This is a genomic window from Pedobacter sp. KBW01 (genome assembly GCF_003852395.1).
Classification (GTDB): Bacteria; Bacteroidota; Bacteroidia; order Sphingobacteriales; family Sphingobacteriaceae; genus Pedobacter.
Genome location: NZ_QAJQ01000005.1, coordinates 69,490 through 86,800, shown reverse-complemented (window position 1 = coordinate 86,800; position 17,311 = coordinate 69,490). Strand labels below are relative to the sequence as shown.

The 17,311-nt window shown below is 40.2% G+C and carries 12 protein-coding genes; 6 read left to right on the top strand and 6 right to left on the bottom strand.

The features are described from left to right. Window positions 1-142 precede the first annotated feature (142 nt). From rlmF to DBR40_RS05705, 6 genes are all read right to left on the bottom strand, one after another. Window positions 143-1,108 (bottom strand): 23S rRNA (adenine(1618)-N(6))-methyltransferase RlmF, encoded by a 966-nt coding sequence (rlmF, locus tag DBR40_RS05730; protein WP_124558800.1) that lies wholly within the window; start codon window positions 1,106-1,108, stop codon window positions 143-145. 310 nt (window positions 1,109-1,418) lie between these two features. After that, window positions 1,419-2,687: a C4-dicarboxylate transporter DctA gene (gene dctA / locus DBR40_RS05725; RefSeq protein WP_124558799.1), complete on the bottom strand. Its 1,269-nt coding sequence runs from the start codon at window positions 2,685-2,687 to the stop codon at window positions 1,419-1,421. A gap of 13 nt (window positions 2,688-2,700) precedes the next feature. Continuing rightward, entirely contained in the window at window positions 2,701-3,723 is a 1,023-nt protein-coding gene (locus DBR40_RS05720) for an isoaspartyl peptidase/L-asparaginase family protein (protein WP_124558798.1), read from the bottom strand. A 58-nt stretch (window positions 3,724-3,781) separates the two neighbouring features. Beyond that, on the bottom strand, window positions 3,782-5,551 hold the full coding sequence (locus DBR40_RS05715; protein WP_124558797.1) for an ABC transporter ATP-binding protein: 1,770 nt from the start codon (window positions 5,549-5,551) through the stop codon (window positions 3,782-3,784). Window positions 5,552-5,631: 80 nt separating this feature from the next. Then, window positions 5,632-6,399, bottom strand: coding sequence for a tRNA pseudouridine(38-40) synthase TruA (gene truA / locus DBR40_RS05710; RefSeq protein WP_199748282.1), 768 nt, complete (start codon window positions 6,397-6,399; stop codon window positions 5,632-5,634). A 71-nt stretch (window positions 6,400-6,470) separates the two neighbouring features. Beyond that, the gene (locus tag DBR40_RS05705) at window positions 6,471-8,960 is read right to left on the bottom strand and encodes a prolyl oligopeptidase family serine peptidase (RefSeq protein ID WP_124558795.1); all 2,490 of its coding nucleotides are present in this window, start codon (window positions 8,958-8,960) and stop codon (window positions 6,471-6,473) included. A 242-nt stretch (window positions 8,961-9,202) separates the two neighbouring features. Here DBR40_RS05705 and DBR40_RS05700 point away from each other — a divergent pair, with 242 nt between their 5' ends. The 6 genes from DBR40_RS05700 (at window position 9,203) to bshC (ending at window position 17,253) form a co-directional block, all read left to right on the top strand. Beyond that, window positions 9,203-9,670, top strand: a complete 468-nt coding sequence (locus tag DBR40_RS05700) for a DUF4293 domain-containing protein (RefSeq protein WP_124558794.1) — start codon at window positions 9,203-9,205, stop codon at window positions 9,668-9,670. Window positions 9,671-9,676: 6 nt separating this feature from the next. Beyond that, window positions 9,677-10,144: a DUF4293 domain-containing protein gene (locus tag DBR40_RS05695; protein WP_124558793.1), complete on the top strand. Its 468-nt coding sequence runs from the start codon at window positions 9,677-9,679 to the stop codon at window positions 10,142-10,144. A gap of 211 nt (window positions 10,145-10,355) precedes the next feature. After that, window positions 10,356-12,245, top strand: a complete 1,890-nt coding sequence (locus DBR40_RS05690; protein WP_124558792.1) for a DEAD/DEAH box helicase — start codon at window positions 10,356-10,358, stop codon at window positions 12,243-12,245. 146 nt (window positions 12,246-12,391) lie between these two features. Continuing rightward, a complete protein-coding gene (locus tag DBR40_RS05685) occupies window positions 12,392-13,582 on the top strand; it encodes an aspartyl protease family protein (RefSeq protein WP_124558791.1) in 1,191 nt (396 codons plus the stop codon). A gap of 170 nt (window positions 13,583-13,752) precedes the next feature. Next, the gene (locus DBR40_RS05680; protein ID WP_124558790.1) at window positions 13,753-15,597 is read left to right on the top strand and encodes an alpha-L-fucosidase; all 1,845 of its coding nucleotides are present in this window, start codon (window positions 13,753-13,755) and stop codon (window positions 15,595-15,597) included. Between the two features lie 69 nt (window positions 15,598-15,666). Then, window positions 15,667-17,253: a bacillithiol biosynthesis cysteine-adding enzyme BshC gene (bshC, locus tag DBR40_RS05675; protein WP_124558789.1), complete on the top strand. Its 1,587-nt coding sequence runs from the start codon at window positions 15,667-15,669 to the stop codon at window positions 17,251-17,253. The last annotated feature ends 58 nt before the right edge of the window (window positions 17,254-17,311 follow it).

Genomic DNA, 17,311 nt, shown 5'->3' with positions numbered 1-17,311 from the left:
TCCTAATTACAAATCCCGACTAACACAACAAAAGAGATCGTCATACTGAATTTATTTCAGGGTCTCTTTTTAGAGAGACCCTGAAACAAGTTTAGCAAGACGTTATGTTTAAGTTTTGATTTTTATTGCGGAAACTCCAAACTTATTTCCATCCTTTAGCCCAGGCTTCCTGTGCTTTTTCGTCATGGAAAGTCCAGGCTACAAAACGGCTTATTTTTTGGCCTTGGCTCATTTGAACTGTTCTTACTTCAAAAGCATTTACCTTGATTAAGGCATTATAAATACTTTTTAGGTTGGCACTTTTCGATACCAAGGAGGTAAACCATAAAACCTGGTTTTTAGTCTGCTCACTTTGGATGATCATCTGCTCTACAAAAGCACGTTCGCCCCCAGGACACCAAAGCTCGGCCTTATTACCACCAAAGTTTAATACGTGCTTTACTTCCTTTTCGCCACCACCAAGGTTACGCCATTTTTGACGGGTACCCTGCTCTGCCTCTTTTAACGAAGCGTGGAAAGGTGGATTACAAACTACTGCATCAAAGCGCTCGTTTCTACCTACAATCCCTCTAAAAATACCCATTTTAGAACCTTGCAAACGCGGTTCAATTGCGCCTTGTAATGATTTATTAGCATCAACAATCCTTTTTGCAGCTTCAACCGAAAGTGGATCGATATCTGAACCTACAAAACTCCAGCCATACTCTCTGTGCCCGATAATTGGGTAAATGCAATTGGCACCAATACCAATATCCAGCACATTTACAGTGGGTCCGGTTGGATTTTTTCCTTTATTGCTCGAGCCTAAAAGATCGGCAACGTAGTGAATATAATCGGCCCTGCCCGGAATAGGCGGACAAAGGTAATCTTTTGGAATATCCCATTGCGAAACATCGTAATAATGTTTCAACAAGGCTCTGTTTAATGCTTTTACGGCATTTTGATCAGCAAAATCGATAGAATCGTCGTTGTGTTCGTTTTTAAACACAAACCGCTTTAATTCTTTAGATGCAGCAGTAAGTTGTTTGAAATTGTAACGCGAACGGTGTTTGTTGCGTGGGTGTAACTCGCTTTTTTCTTTGCGGTTATTTTGTTCTTCTTGAGCCAATGTGATTTGGTTTAACTAAACATGCTGTGTTGCCTGTTTCTGCTACAAAGGTAGCTAAAAAAGGCGAAAGGCATGAAGGTGGAAAGCAGAAGGCGTTAAAACGTATTCGGAGCGGCTTTAGTTTATCCCTCCGTCTTGCTGATGCGATAGTTATCTGACTTGTTCAGCATCTCTCAGGGTAAAACAATTCTCCAGGAAATTAGAGTCCCTGAAATACCCGTCCGATCGGCCGGGCGGAAATCCGATAGCTATCGGATCAGGGTGATGATTGTGATAAACAAGCTCCAAACTGAGCACTCCAAACTCCCAATTAACTCTCCTCTCCTTTTTCGATCATTGCAGGCTGAATGGCTTTCAAATATTTCTCCTGATCGAACTGGTTTTCGCTTTTGGCAATTACAATGGTAGCCACACCATTGCCAATTACGTTCGTAATCGCCCTGGCCTCGCTCATAAATCGATCTACGCCAATCAAGATAGAAATGTGTTCGATCGGCATAATTTTTAATGCCGTAAGGGTTGATACGAGTACTATGAAACCACTTCCAGTAACACCTGCAGCCCCCTTTGAGGTAACCATGAGCACCCCTAAAACTGTAATTTGCTGCCCCAGCGTTAAATCAACATGAAAAACCTGGCAAAGAAATATCACCGCCATGGCCAGATAAATTGCTGTACCATCGAGGTTAAAAGAATAGCCGGTTGGGATAACCAAACCCACCACCGATTTATCACAGCCAATGCTTTCCATTTTCTGCATCATACTGGGCAAGGCCGATTCGGAAGAAGAGGTACCCAATACAATTAAAATCTCCTGACGGATATATTTAAGGTACTGCCAAAGACTAAACTTATAGTACCTGCAAATTCCATTTAAAATAATAAAAATAAACAAAATGCAGGTTAAATATACCGATCCCATTAACTTGGCCATCCCAATAATGCTTTGCAAACCATGGGTACCGATACTAAAAGCCATACCGCCAAAAGCACCAATCGGCGCCAAACGCATAATCACTTTCATTATTTTAAACAGCACCTTCGAGATTTTATCAAAAGCGTTTAAAACCACTGTGCCTTCGCCCCCTAATTTGTTTAAGCCATAGCCAAAAAGTATGGCAAACAATAAAATTTGCAAAATATTGCCTTCAGCAAATGAAGCGATGATGTTATGCGGAATAATGTGGAGAAAGAACTCGGCCCAGTTCATATCCTTAGCCTGTTCGGCGTAACCGGCAATTTTTGTGGTATCGCCGGCTTTCGCAACCATGCCTGCACCTGGCTTTAAAATATTGGCTACCAATAAACCGATAGCAATGGCAACCGTACTTACAATTTCGAAATACAATAAAGCTTTGCCGCCTACCCGGCCTACTTTTTTCATATCGCCCATGTGCGCGATACCCAAAACAATGGTAAAGAATATGATCGGAGCAATTAGCATGCTAATCAGGTTAATAAAGCCCTGACTGATTAGTTTAGCTGTTGGCGCAAAGCCCGGAAAGTAAGCTCCTACGTTAATACCTATTATAATGGCTACAATAACCTGAAAGGTTAAATTGGAAAAGATTTTTTTCATGAATTACTTTGCCTTACTTATAAATACTTACTTCAATCTTTCCATCGGCTGTAATTGCACCGCGGTACATGCCGTCAGTATTAAAAGGCATGGTCATATTTCCTTGCTTGTCTAAAGCGATTAATCCTCCATTGCCGCCCATTTTATCTACTTTATCTAAGGCAATTTTTGAAGCTTCGACTACTGAAAGTCCTTTATACTCCATTAAATCGGAAATGGTTTTGGCCACTACATTACGGATATAAAACTCACCCCAACCCGTACACGAAATACCCGCCGTTTCATTATTGCAATAGGTGCCTGCACCAATAATTGGGGCATCGCCCACGCGACCATATTTTTTATTCGTCATACCGCCAGTTGAAGTTCCCGCAGCTAGGTTACCTGCTTTATCCAGCGCCACGCAACCTACTGTACCAAACTTATAATCCAGGTTTTTCACCCCAAAGAGCTCAGACTTCTTACTACCATGATCGAGCACGGCCTTGGTTGAATCTTCTTGAATTGCTTTTTGCAAACCTTCCCAACGCTCTTTTGTCCAGAAATATTTTGGATCTACAATCTCTAAACCGACCTCTTTAGCGAAAAGATCGGCACCTGCACCAACCAACATTACATGTTCAGATTTCTCCATTACTGCCCTGGCCGCCGAAATTGGGTTTTTAATGGTGGTAACACCTGCAACAGCTCCGGCCATCAGGGTTTTCCCGTCCATAATAGCTGCATCTAGTTCGTTGCGGCCATCGTGGGTAAAAACAGCGCCCTTACCAGCATTAAAATGTGGATCGTTTTCCAACACATGAATGGTAGCTTCTACCGCATCTAAACTGGTTTTACCTGCTTTAATTTGCCCATAGCCTGCTTGCAAGGCCTGGGTTAGGACGGCAATATAGGCAGCCTCTTTCTCCGCGCTCATGTTCTTTTTTAAAATGGTACCGGCACCGCCATGAATAACCATTACATATTTTTGTTGCGCCGAAACATTAACTGCCAGCACCAACAACATAAACAAGCTAAGTATTTTGAAAAATTTCATCTCCTTACAGGGTTTAAGAAGCTGTTAAATTAAGAAAATAACAGGGAATAACAGCAGTTTAAACTTTAGCAATCCCTTTTGAAGAAAATTGCAGATCGTAAAGTTTTTTGTAATAGCCGTTTAATTTGAGCAACTGCTGATGCGTACCTTTTTCCTTGATCTCGCCTTTATCCAATACAATAATCTGATCGGCTTTCTGGATTGTAGATAAACGGTGTGCAATTACGATCGAAGTACGACCTTCCATCAGGTTATCAATAGCTTTCTGAATCAGTAATTCGGTTTCGGTATCAACCGATGAAGTGGCTTCATCGAGAACCAAAATGGCTGGATTATGCACCAATGCGCGGATAAAGGAAATTAACTGTGCCTGTCCTGCAGAGAGTGTAGCCCCTCTCTCCATCACGTTGTACTGGTAACCGCCAGGCAAGCGCTCAATAAATTCATGTGCGCCTACTTTTTTAGCGGCATTAACCACCTGTTCCAGCTTAATTTCGGGATTATTGAGGGTAATGTTGTTCAAAATGGTATCTGAAAACAAGAAAACATCCTGCAGTACGGTAGCAATGTGACTACGTAAATAATCGAGTTCAAAATCTTCAATACGAATGCCATCTACGGTAATATCGCCCTTTTTAACTTCGTAAAAACGATTCAGTATATTAATTGTAGATGATTTACCAGCACCCGTAGCCCCTACCAGCGCCACTGTTTCGCCCGATTTTACCTCAAAGGATAAATCTTTTAAAACATAATTTTCATCATTATAGGCAAACCAAACCTTTTCGAACTTAATATTTCCTTCCAGTTTGGCAGGTTGAAGTGTTCCTGTGTTTGGCGTAATTTCGTCAGTATCTAAAACTTTAAAAACACGTTCGGCACCAACCATTCCCATTTGCAGGGTATTAAATTTATCGGCCAATTGGCGAATCGGCGTAAACACCATGCCTAGGTACATGATAAACTGAGTAATGGTTCCGGGGGTTACATCTAAAGGTTTAGCCAGGATACTTTTAGCGCCATACCACACCAGTAAACCCAAGGACATGGCCGAAATCAATTCTACAACGGGAAAAAATATAGAATAATACCAGTTACTGCGGATATTTGCATCTCGGTAACGCTTGTTAATGGCATAAAATTTACGGTATTCCTGTTTCTCGCGGGCAAAATACTGTACAATCGGAACGCCGGTAATGTGCTCCTGCAAAAAAGTATTCAGGTTAGAAACCTCGTTCCTGACTTCCTGAAAAGCCACTTTAATGGCCTGTTGGAATTTCCTGGTGGCAATAATCAATAACGGAATGGGTAGAAGCACCACAAGGCTCAATTCCCAGTCAGTATAAAGCATTACACAAACAATTACTACTACCTGCAAACTATCGCCAATCATGGAGATTAAACCTTCCGAAAAAATATCGGCAATGGTTTCCAGATCGGAAACGGTACGGGTAATTAACTGGCCAATGGGTGTTTTATCGAAAAACTTAAGCCTAAGCTTAGTAATGTGGTTAAAAACATTGATGCGCAGATCACGAATCACCGACTGCCCCAGGGTATTGGTTAAAAGGGTATGGTTATACTGGATAAGCGTTTGAAGCACCAACATAAAAACCATCAGCATGGTCATATTTACCAAACCAGAATAATTGCCGGCTAAAATATAATGATCGAGTGTGTATTTAATCAAAAACGGGCGCACCGGAGAAATTGCAGCCAGCAGGATGGTTAAAATAACCGACCAAACAAATACAGCACGGTAAGGCCTTACGTATTTAAAAATGCGTTTCAGTAATCCTGTGTTATATACGTCGCCGGTAACTGCCATTTTTTGTTTAATGAGTGAGTTCTGAATGAGTGAATGAATGAATTTTATATGCTATCGCCATTTCACATTCTATCATTAAATCAATCTCCAATGCTATCATTTATATAAGGGTACTCAATCTTCACCAAATACAAGCCACAAGCAGGTACCGATTGACCGGCCTTACTGCGGTTTTTACTTTCTATTACTGCTTTAAACGCAGCTAAATCTATTTCTTTTTTACCAATCTGCACCAGGGTACCCATAATGGCCCTCACCATGTTCCTTAAAAAACGATCGGCCTGAATGGTAAACACTAAACCGTCTTCTTGTTCTTCAAAAACAGCTTTTACTATTTTGCAATTGTTGGTAAAGGTCTGCGTATTCGATTTGCTGAAACATGAGAAATCGATATAATTTAACAACAAAGCTGCTGCTTCATTCATAGCCGTCACATCTAGGCGATCTTTAACCAACCACGACCGGTTTAATTTAAACGGATCTTTTTCGAAATGCAGATGATATTTGTAAGCTCTTGAGGTGGCATCGAAGCGCGCATGTGCCTCATTATGCACCGGAATAATCCGTTTCGTAGCAATTTGATAAGGCAAAAGAGCATTGATCCCGCCAACAGCACTTAAAACTTTGCTTTCATCCAGATTTTCCACATCAAAATGTGCATAAAAATCTTTAGCGTGCACCCCAGTATCGGTGCGGCCACAGCCCAGGGTTTCGATAGGTTGCCTAAAAACCGTAGCCATAGCTTTATCCAACAACTCTTGCACGGTAATTGCATTGGGTTGAACTTGCCAGCCATGGTACAAGCTGCCATCGTAAGCGATTTGGATGAAATATCTTTTTTTACTCAAAGCGATGCAAAAGTACTTTTTTCCTTTTATTTAGAAGGAAAGCGCTTTACATTTATTCGTAAACCCTGTAATTATGGCTTAGCTGTGTTTTTCTCCTCCAACTGCCATTTGTTGTTGTAAAAACCGGCCAACTTAATGCCTTTACTGCCTTCTTTAGGTAAATCGGAAGAGAACACCATAAAATCAGGAAATCCACTTCCACCAGCAAAGTATTGATTGGCATAAGCTGCTTTCATACCTGCAACACCAGTACTGGCCACTACACCAACCAGAAGATTATTATCCTGCTGCGGCCAGATGTAATAGGCTGCTAAATCATTGCCTTTCCAGGTTTGCTTGCCCGCTGTGATTTGCGAATTGTTAACCTGTATAGGGCAATCTTTCAGTAAGGTTTTCCAGACGGTATTATTTTCGGCATTGCCATATAAAATGATATTACGCCCCTGATATTTTGATATTGAAAATTCCTTATCGGTAATGATATCAACCGCCCCATTTCCACGGTAATACCAGCTTTCGGCATCATATCTGGCTTTGTTTAAATTGGCTTCGCTGGCACCCACAGCGCCGCTTGTTCCCACTACAAAAACCATTTTATGGTTAAACGCTTCTTTAAAAGTACCCGATCGTGCCGGATTTTTATCCCTTTTATTCACTGAAGTGAGGATTTGCCAACCTTCATTGTTTTTGGCTAAAAACAGAGTATCGTTACCACTCTGAGTAGTAAAGTTAATGGCAGGTAAGCTATCTAAAGTTATTTTAACGTTAGCTTTTGCACCAAAATCTGTTAAAGCCAGCTTTAAAGTCACCACGTTTTCAGTTTTACCTGTAATGCTCGATTTCTTCCTATCGCGGTTTAAAATAATGCGACTGTACTGTAAGGGTTGTTCCTGCTGCTCAATGGTGGCCCAGCGGTAAGTTGCCGAAATCCCCGGACTGGAAGTCATGAAATCGATGTGATTTACAGCCGAATCGACCGCTATGGTATGCCATTTAAAAAAGCTGAAAATTGCCGGCCAGTCTACACTTTGATCGCCAAACCAATGTTCTCCACCCGGATATTCGTAATAGCTAAAATCGGCGTGAAAACCAGCAAGTATTTTCTTCATTTGTCGGGCATAACTAACGGGAACCACTTTATCGGCATCGCCATGCAATATGTACACGCCCAAAGGAGTATAATTGCTAACCAGTTTCGGAACATCACTTTGGTTGCCGGCCCTTAATAACATCCGCTCGACACTATTTTGACTGCTATCGGGAATTTTTCCATCGGCCGAACCATAATCTTTAAGCGAAGCATAACCCGCAGCCGGCGCAATGGCTGCCCATTTATCGGGATAAGTTGCGCCTAAGAACCAGGTACCGTGTCCACCCATCGAGTGTCCGGTAAGGTAAATTTGTTTTTCATCTGGTTTAAACTGATTTTTAGCCAGTGCCAATACTTCTAAAGCATCTTTACGCCCCCAGTCTTCCCAGTTAAAGCCACGTGGCCTGCGGTTGGTAGCGGCAACCAGCGTGCCCCAGTCTTTAGATTTATAAGCCTTTGCCTGACCGATGGCCTCTACGCCTGCACCATGCACCGACAGAAACAAGGCAGCATTCGGTTTCCAACCATTTAATTGCGGCGTAACAGCGAAATACTGCAAACTGCCGTCAATATTACTCACAAAAGTTTGCTTATGGGTTGATGAACCCGCTAAAGCTTCAATTACAATCATTTTCTGATCTACCTGTGTATTGCCTTGCAACAATTGTAATTCGATATTGTAATTGCCCGGTTTTACCACAGCACTTGCATCTACTTCAAAAACCACCTTTCGCATGCTCAGTTTCGGAATACGCGCAATGGCTACCTCGCGTTGCTTACCGTTCAAAATGGTTTTGAAACGTAAATCATTATAATCTTTTAACGATGAATTGCTTATAGTAAGGGCACCCTTGAGTACGCCATTTTTTTCATTAAGCACAATACTGGGCGAAGTAATATCATCGGTATGGATTAATAGTTTTTTAGCATTAACAATAATCATCGGCAGTACACTGGCACCCCGTACATACAGCTCGTTTACTCCTTTTTTTAGCTGAACCGGAATATTCATATAACCCGATGCATAGGGATCGCCCATGTGTGGGATACCATTAAAAAATATACTATTGCCCCCAATAACATTTAAAATTACAGTTTGTGCTGTACCTGAAGTGTAAGTAAGGTAAATATAATCGGACCCACGATCTACCCCGCCCGGATTTAGAAAGGGGTTACTGGCTGTTTGAAACGATCTCCTCGAAAAGGCACTAAAACGGCCATTGGCATCGGCCTTAATTGCTTTCCACAATACTTTTTCACCATTTTTTCCGGTCGAAAATTCGCCGTTTTCTACCGGTGCCTGCAATTGTTGATTGGCCATTTTCCAGGCCAGCAAATCTGTATACACAGCTTCTCGACCATATCGGCTGCCACTGGCTACTGTTAAAGCTTTTTCGAATTTAAGGGTATCCTGCGCAAAAGTGTTTGCGGCAACAAACAGGGCAATTAAAAAAAGTAAGTTTTTTAACATAAATCGTTTTATAAAGTAGGCCTGGTTAAAATTAAATCCGTTAAACAATTTCCATCGGCTGCATTATAGCCAACCTGTTAGGAAAAGAAAAGGCAATAGCTTTGGTTTTATCTTTTAGGGTTTGTGGTATATAGCCAAATGTATTAAAACTTGCAGGTTTTAACAAAATCTATGCGCAGCAAAAAAATGTTTTTTCAAGGTTGAAATAGAATCCCTATAATTGTTTATTATTTCAAATTAACATGATACAAAGAATACAATCAATATGGCTTTTCTTAGCCGCTTTAACCCTGATATTAATGTTGTTTTTACCTATTGCCAGCAAAGAAATTGCCGGAACGGAATCAGCAGTATACACAAGCGGTTTGTTTCAGATAATTGCCGGTAAAGCGGGTTCGCCATTCAAAATCATATCATTTCTACCTTTACTTATAACCAATATTGCTATAGCGATTATCTGTTTCGTTAACATCTTCAATTTCAGAAAGCGCAGTTTTCAAAAAAGGTTTGCCATTCTTTCGATTGTACTAATTGGCGGATTTGCCTTTTGGTGCAGCATTTACGCCCAAAAATTACCCGGTGGTATTGAAGGAGCGGCTTTTGGTATTGGTGCGTATCTTCCGGCTATCGCTATCTTATTTATTGTACTGGCTATTTTCGGGATTAATAAAGATGAAAGACTGATCAGATCAGCAGAAAGATTGAGATAAATCAAAATGATACAAAGAATACAATCGATATGGCTTTTCTTAGCATTTTTGGTTTTAGCATTAATGACTTTCTTACCTCTTGCAACAAAAGAGATTGACGGATCTGAATCTGTTGTCTATATGTTTGGTTTAAAAACCCAATTTCAATCAGAAAGTGGGTCTGAATACAAACTAGCCTTATCTTTACCTTTAATCGTTACCTACATCGCCATAGCGATTATCTGTTTCGTTAACATTTTCAATTTCAGAAAGCGCAACCTTCAAAAAAGGCTTGCCATTATTTCGATTGTACTAATTGGTGGTTTTGCCTTTTGGTGTAGCACTTACATCAACGAATTACCTGGCGGTATTGAAGGAGCCACTTTTGGTATTGGTGCCTATCTTCCGGCTATTGCTATCTTATTTATTGTACTGGCCATTTTCGGGATTAATAAAGATGAAAGACTAATCAGATCGGCAGAAAGGCTGAGATAGTGTTTCGCGTTCCATCAAAAAAATCAAATTACCAGCATCATTCCCGATGCCGATTTAAAGCCCTGCCAGTGTACATTTTCCATCTTACCTCACTCACCCTCCATTACTTCCTTATTTCCAAACATTTAGCTTAAAAAACTATTTACTTGATTATCTGTGAAATACGGAATATTAACCGTACCTTTGCGGCTCAATTAAAAATAAAAGACGAATGACAAACCCATTTCAATTATTGGGGATAAGTGATGACGTCGTTAATGCCGTAAAGGACCTTGGATTCGAAAATCCAACGCCGATTCAGGAGCAAAGTATTCCTGTACTGTTAGAAGGCACTAATGATTTTGTTGGTTTGGCCCAAACAGGAACAGGAAAAACAGCCGCATTTGGTTTGCCGCTGTTAGAACTAATCGATTTTAAAGTAAATAAACCACAGGCATTGATTTTATGCCCTACCCGTGAGTTATGTTTACAGATCGCTAACGACCTTAAAAACTTTTCTAAAAATGTTGCTAATGCCCACGTAGTTGCCGTTTACGGTGGTGCGAACATTATGCAACAACTACGCGAAATACGCCAAGGCGTTCAAATCGTAGTGGCCACGCCCGGCCGTATGTTGGATATCATTGGCCGTAAAGCCATTGATTTTTCAAACGTTAAATATGTTGTGCTTGATGAAGCTGACGAGATGTTGAACATGGGTTTCCAGGACGATATCAACGACATTTTATCAACTACTCCTGATGACAAAAAAACCTGGTTATTCTCGGCTACTATGCCGTCAGAAGTTCGCCGTATAGCTAAAAACTATATGGATAACCCTGTAGAATTAACCATGGGCACAAAAAATACAGGTAACGTAAACATCGAACACGAATATTATATTGTTCGTGCCCGCGATAAATACGCTGCCTTAAAACGTATTGTAGATTTTAACCCTGATATTTTCGGTGTTGTTTTCTGTAAAACGAAATTAGATACCCAGGATATTGCTGAGCATTTAATTAAAGATGGTTACAATGCTGATGCTTTACACGGCGATTTATCGCAACAACAACGTGATAAGGTAATGCAACGTTTCCGCGAGCGTAATATGCAGTTGTTAATTGCTACTGATGTTGCTGCACGTGGTATCGACGTTAACAATGTAACGCACGTAGTTAACTATTCGTTACCTGATGAGATTGAAAGTTATACCCACCGTTCGGGCCGTACAGGCCGTGCTGGTAAAACCGGTATTTCGATCTGTATCATCAACTCTAAAGAACTGGGCAAAATCCGTCAGTTAGAGCGCATTATTGGTAAACAATTTACCAAAGCTGAGTTACCTACAGGTTTTGATGTTTGCGAAAAACAATTGTTCTCTTTGGTACACAAAGTACACAATGTAGAGGTTAACAACGAACAGATTGATCAGTACATCCCACGTATTATGGATGAGTTTGCTGATTTAACCAAAGAAGAAGTAATTAAACGTTTTGCATCTTTAGAGTTTAACCGTTTCTTAGATTACTATTCGAAAGCACCTGATTTAAATGCAGCTGTTGGAGATGAGCGCGGTGAAAGAGGTGAGCGTGGTGAAAGACGCGGACGTGGTAGCGAAGGTTACACCCGTTTATTTATCAACTTAGGTTCGGTAGATGAATTTACCCGTGGCGATATGTTATCATTTATCTGTAACAATGGTAAAATTGGTGGCAAAAGCGTTGGTAAAATCGATTTAAAAGGTGTTTTCTCTTTCTTTGAAGTAGAAGATGCTGTTGCCGACAAAGTTTTTGAAGGCTTTAAATCAGTTGAGTTTAACGGTCGTCAGGTACGTATCGAGAAGAGTGGAGATGGTGGTCGTGGCGAAGGTGCAGGCGAAAGACGCGGTGGCGGTGAAAGACGTAGCGGTGGATTCGGCGGCGAACGCAGAAGCGGCGGTGGCGGTGGTTACCGTGGCGGCAATGGCGGCGAAAGAAGATCTGGCGGTGGTAGCGGAAGACGTGAAGGTGGAAACCGTGAAGGCGGTGGCTTCAGAGATTTCTCTGGCCGTAGCCGTGAAGATAAAGGTGGAAGCGGACGCAGAGAAGGCGGAAGCGGTGAGCGCCGTAAAAAATGGTAAATCACTAAACCAAATATTTTTACAAGCCGTCCCGATTTTTCGGGGCGGCTTTTTTTTGACCGAAAAACCTGTTATCTTCCCCCATCAGCCGGCTTGATTTTCTACCTAAACAAAATTGATTTATATTGCTTCCCTAAACTACGTTTATGAAGAAAACCCTTTTCCTCAGCATGCTCATTCCCATACTCATTTCATGTAGTCCGGTAAAAAAAGTGCTAAATGCGGGGAGATTAAAACAATTCGAATTTAATGAAAAAATCGATTTCAACTTCGAAACTGGCGTACCAATCATTGAAGTGAGTATTGCTGGTAAAAGTTATCATTTTCTGTTAGATAGCGGTGCCCCAACAGCCATATCTCCAACTTTGGCACAAACATTAAACCTCAGCCCTGCAACAAATTCCAAAAGTTCGGATTCGCAGGGATATAAAAAAAAAGAAACGGTTGTAGTTATTCCAGAAATTAAAATCGGCAAACTGGTTTTCGAAAATACAGGGGCTTTGGTTATCGATATGCGCAGCGTTTTTCAAATGAAATGTTTAAATGTTGATGGCATTATTGGAGCAAACCAGATGGCCAATGCGATATGGCAGCTCGATTATACCAATAAAGTAATTTCAATAAGCGATAATATGGCAAATTTCAATGCGGCTGCCAACACAAAGATTATCGATTTTTTACCCATAAAAATTCAAAAAACGCCGTTAATCCCTATTCAAATAGGCTCCAAAACAAGTTATATAACATTCGATACCGGCTCAAACGGAAATTTAGATTTATCTCTGCTTAAATACTCTAATGTGATTAATACTTTTAAGCGGGTATACGCTACCGGCATTAGCGGAGTGGGCATTTACGGAGCTGCTAAACAGTCGACCACTACCTATGCAAAGGTTCCGGAAATAAATATTGGTACTTTAGGCTTAAAAGATCAGGTTGTTTTATTCTCAGATGGCAAATCGAGCAACATTGGCAACGATTTTTTGCAGCATTACAAAGTCATCATCAATTGGCAAACCAATAAAATATACTTAATCGGCGAGAACCATTACAACCTTTCCAAATTAAACCGCTTTGGTATTGCAATTAGCTATTCGGGGAATAAAGCTTTCGTAAGTACAATTTTCGAAAATACCGATGCAGCTATTTCAGGCATACACGTTAATGATGAAATTGTACAAATTGATAATCATATCATTGCTGATTTTACAGAAACAGATGCATGTAATTTCACATATAACAATATTCTAAAAGGAAAAGATGCTGCAAAAGTGACAATTTTAAGGGCCGACAAAAAAATTGAATATAATTTAAAACGTTCTGTTTTACTCGAATAAACAAGTGATCTTCAGAAACTCTCTCCTGTTCCGAACTGCGCCTCTTCATATTAAATCAGCCTATTAATTATAGAGAAGTATCTTGATTTTGCACGAAATTAACGGTGTTTTTACATGCAATTCAGCCTGCAATATATTATATTTAACGTTTATCTGTACAACCAAATATTATGCGTTATTTAAAGCTTTTTATTACTTTCTTCCTGTTAACAACAGGCTTCAATCTTTCTGCACAACAAGCCGCTTCAAACCAGAAAATGCAATGGTTTGCCGATGCCAAACTAGGCATTTTCATTCACTGGGGTATTTATTCAGTTAATGGAATTTCAGAATCGTGGTCGTTTTTTAACAACTACATTAACCATGATGCCTACATGAAACAACTGAACGGTTTTAATGCGGCCAAATACCAGCCAGCAGAGTGGGTAAACCTAATTAAAGAAAGTGGCGCTAAATATGCCGTAATTACAACAAAACATCATGATGGTGTTGCGCTTTGGGACAGTAAAATGCCAAATGCCACTACGACAGTAAAACATAGTGCGGCAAAAAAAGATTTAATTACGCCATTTGTTGCCGACCTTAAAAAATCAGGATTAAAAACCGGTCTTTATTTTTCATTACCAGATTGGAGTTATACGGATTATGATGGTTTTACGCGCGATAGAAAACGCTATGATTATAAACAAGACCCTGCCCGCTTTAAAAAATTCCAAAACTATTTTCAGGGCCAATTAAATGAGCTTTCTAACCAATACAACCCGGATTTGGTATGGTTTGATGGCGATTGGGAACATAGCGGTGAAGAATGGCAGGCCAAAAACATATTGGAAAACTTACGTAAAGTGAATCCTAATGTCATTATTAATTCGCGCTTAAATGGACATGGCGACTATGATACGCCCGAACAAGGTGTACCAGTGGTAAGACCCGCTTCACCAGAATGGGAACTTTGTTATACCATGAACGATTCGTGGGGGTACCAGCCATACGATAACCATTACAAATCATCAAACATGATTATCCGCACCCTGGTTGACTGCATCAGTATGGGCGGGAATTTATTGCTCGATATCGGTCCAAAAGCTGACGGAACTATTGCACCAGAGCAGGTTAAAATATTAAAGGGACTGGGTCGCTGGACACAAAAACATGCAGAAGCCATTTATGGTACACAGGCCGGGATCCCGAATGGGCATATTGCAGGTAAAACTACCTTATCTAAAAACAAAGATGTATTGTACCTGTATCTCGATTATAAAACCAAAAACGGGATTTTACTGTCGGGTATAAAGTCAAAAATAAACAAAATTGAAGTGGTTGGCAGCAAAGCACAGCCATATACAATTAAATTAAATGAAACAGATTATCTCCTTAATTTTAAAGAAGCAGATTTTGATAGTGATGTAACCGTAGTAAAAGTATCGTTAAATGGTCCTATCCAGTTAGCTGAAGATAAACAGGAAACGCTTTCATTATCAGACTTGTATGCTGCACCAAAACAGCGGGGCTTAACCAATTTAAACCTGAGCAAACTGGCTACTAATTTAAATTCAGGTATAAATGTATTTCAAAATACCAGTTTACCTGTTGATGGTTTAGATTTTAATCCGGGAATTAATAATGTAGACCAAAAAATCAGCAACTGGGTAATTAAAAATGCCGAGGCGCTTTACAAAACCGGAAAAGGAATACCCAGTGGTCATTACCAAGGTAACACAGCCCTATCTGCCGATAAACAGACCCTTTACCTTTTTGTTGAAGGAAAACCGACCGGCCCTGTTGCGATAAAAGGTTTAAAAAACAATATAAGCCGCATTAGGGTAGTTGGCGAAGGTACCATGCTGAATCATGAAATTTACAATAAACTGTACTGGAGCAAAATACCTGGTATTGTTTACATCCCGATACCAGAAGACAAATTAGATAATGAACTAACGGTAATTGCAGTACTTTTAGATGGGCCGATTGATTTATACCGCGAAAAAGTTGGGGCAATAGAAAGCAATCTGTAATTATTTAACAAATGTAAAATAGTTAGCGCACTTTACGTTTATCCTTAAATTGCATTACTTTCGCACATCATGCAGGCAAAATATATCTCATATCATGAAACCGGATCGTTTTCAAAACTGGTTTTAGATTATATTAACAACGAAGAACAGCTTAAAGCTTTTTACAGTTACCGCCCCGATATGGCGGGTTTAGCCAGCGCAATTGAGCATAGAAATTTTTTGGGTAACCGGACTACTTTAGTGCAGGTTTTACAAGATCAGTACCAGCATTTACAGCCCAATAAATCGGTTACTAAAAACATTGAGCTTTTAGGCCTCGATAATACTTTTACCGTAACTACCGGCCACCAGTTAAACCTGTTTACCGGCCCGCTTTATTTTATTTACAAAATTGTAACCACTATAAATTTAGCCATTGAGCTAAAAATTGCACATCCTGATAAAAACTTTGTACCCGTTTACTGGATGGCTACAGAAGACCACGATTTTGATGAGATTAACCATGTGAGTGTTGATGAGAAAAACATCAGCTGGATACAGCAAACCAATGGTGCAACAGGTAGGTTAAGCACTAAAACAGTGGCCGCAGCGGTAACTGCATATAAAGGTTATCTGGGCATTTCAAGAAATGGAAAGCGAATTGCCAAGCTGGTTGAGCAGGCCTACCTGCAACATGATAACCTGGCCGATGCGACTCGCTTTTTGGTGAATAACCTCTTCGAAAAATACGGATTGGTAATTGTAAATGCCGATGATGCACGCCTGAAGAAACAATTTGCGAATATCATTGCCGAAGATATTGTACATCAAAACAGTGCCAGAAATATTGATACCAGCTCCGAAAACCTCGAAAATTTAGGTTATAAAACCCAGGTGAACGGCCGTGATATTAATTTCTTTTACCTGAACGATAACCTGCGCGAACGTTTGATTTTTGAACAAGGCAAATATCAGGTAAACCATACCAATATCAGTTTTACCGAAGCTGAATTATTGACCGAGATCGAATCGCATCCCGAACGGTTTAGTCCGAATGTAGTAATGCGACCGATGTACCAGGAGGTAATTTTGCCCAACATTGCCTACATTGGCGGTGGCGCAGAGGTGGCATACTGGATGCAGTTAAAAGCCAATTTCGATTATTACAAAGTAGATTTCCCTGTTCTATTGTTACGCAATTCGGCTTTGCTGATTGATAAACGCAGTGCAGAGAATTTATACAAACTGGGCTTTTCTTTAGAAGATATTTTCCTGCCGGCTGAAGAACTGAAAAATATCTGGATAAAACGGAATACCACTGCACAGTTAAGTTTAGCCGACGAAACCAGGGCTATTAACAGCATTTTTGATCAAATTAAGCTAAACGCATACAAAATAGATAAAACTTTATCGGTTTCGACTGATACAGCAAAGCAACGCACTAACCATTTGCTGGCCAACCTGGAAAAAAAACTGTTCAGGGCCGAAAAACGCAAACACGAAATGGCGTTGCTGCAGATAGATAACGTTAAAAAAAGGCTTTTCCCAAATGGTACGCTGCAAGAACGCATACTGAATATTGCGCCTATGTACGTTAACTATGGAGAAGATTTCCTATCGTCGTGCATTGAAAATTTTGAACCGCTGGGCGGTGACTTTACTGTTTTATTACCTTAAGCAAAAAGACTAAAGCTTAAAGCAAAATTTCCTGATTTCTCCTATTTGATATTAAAAA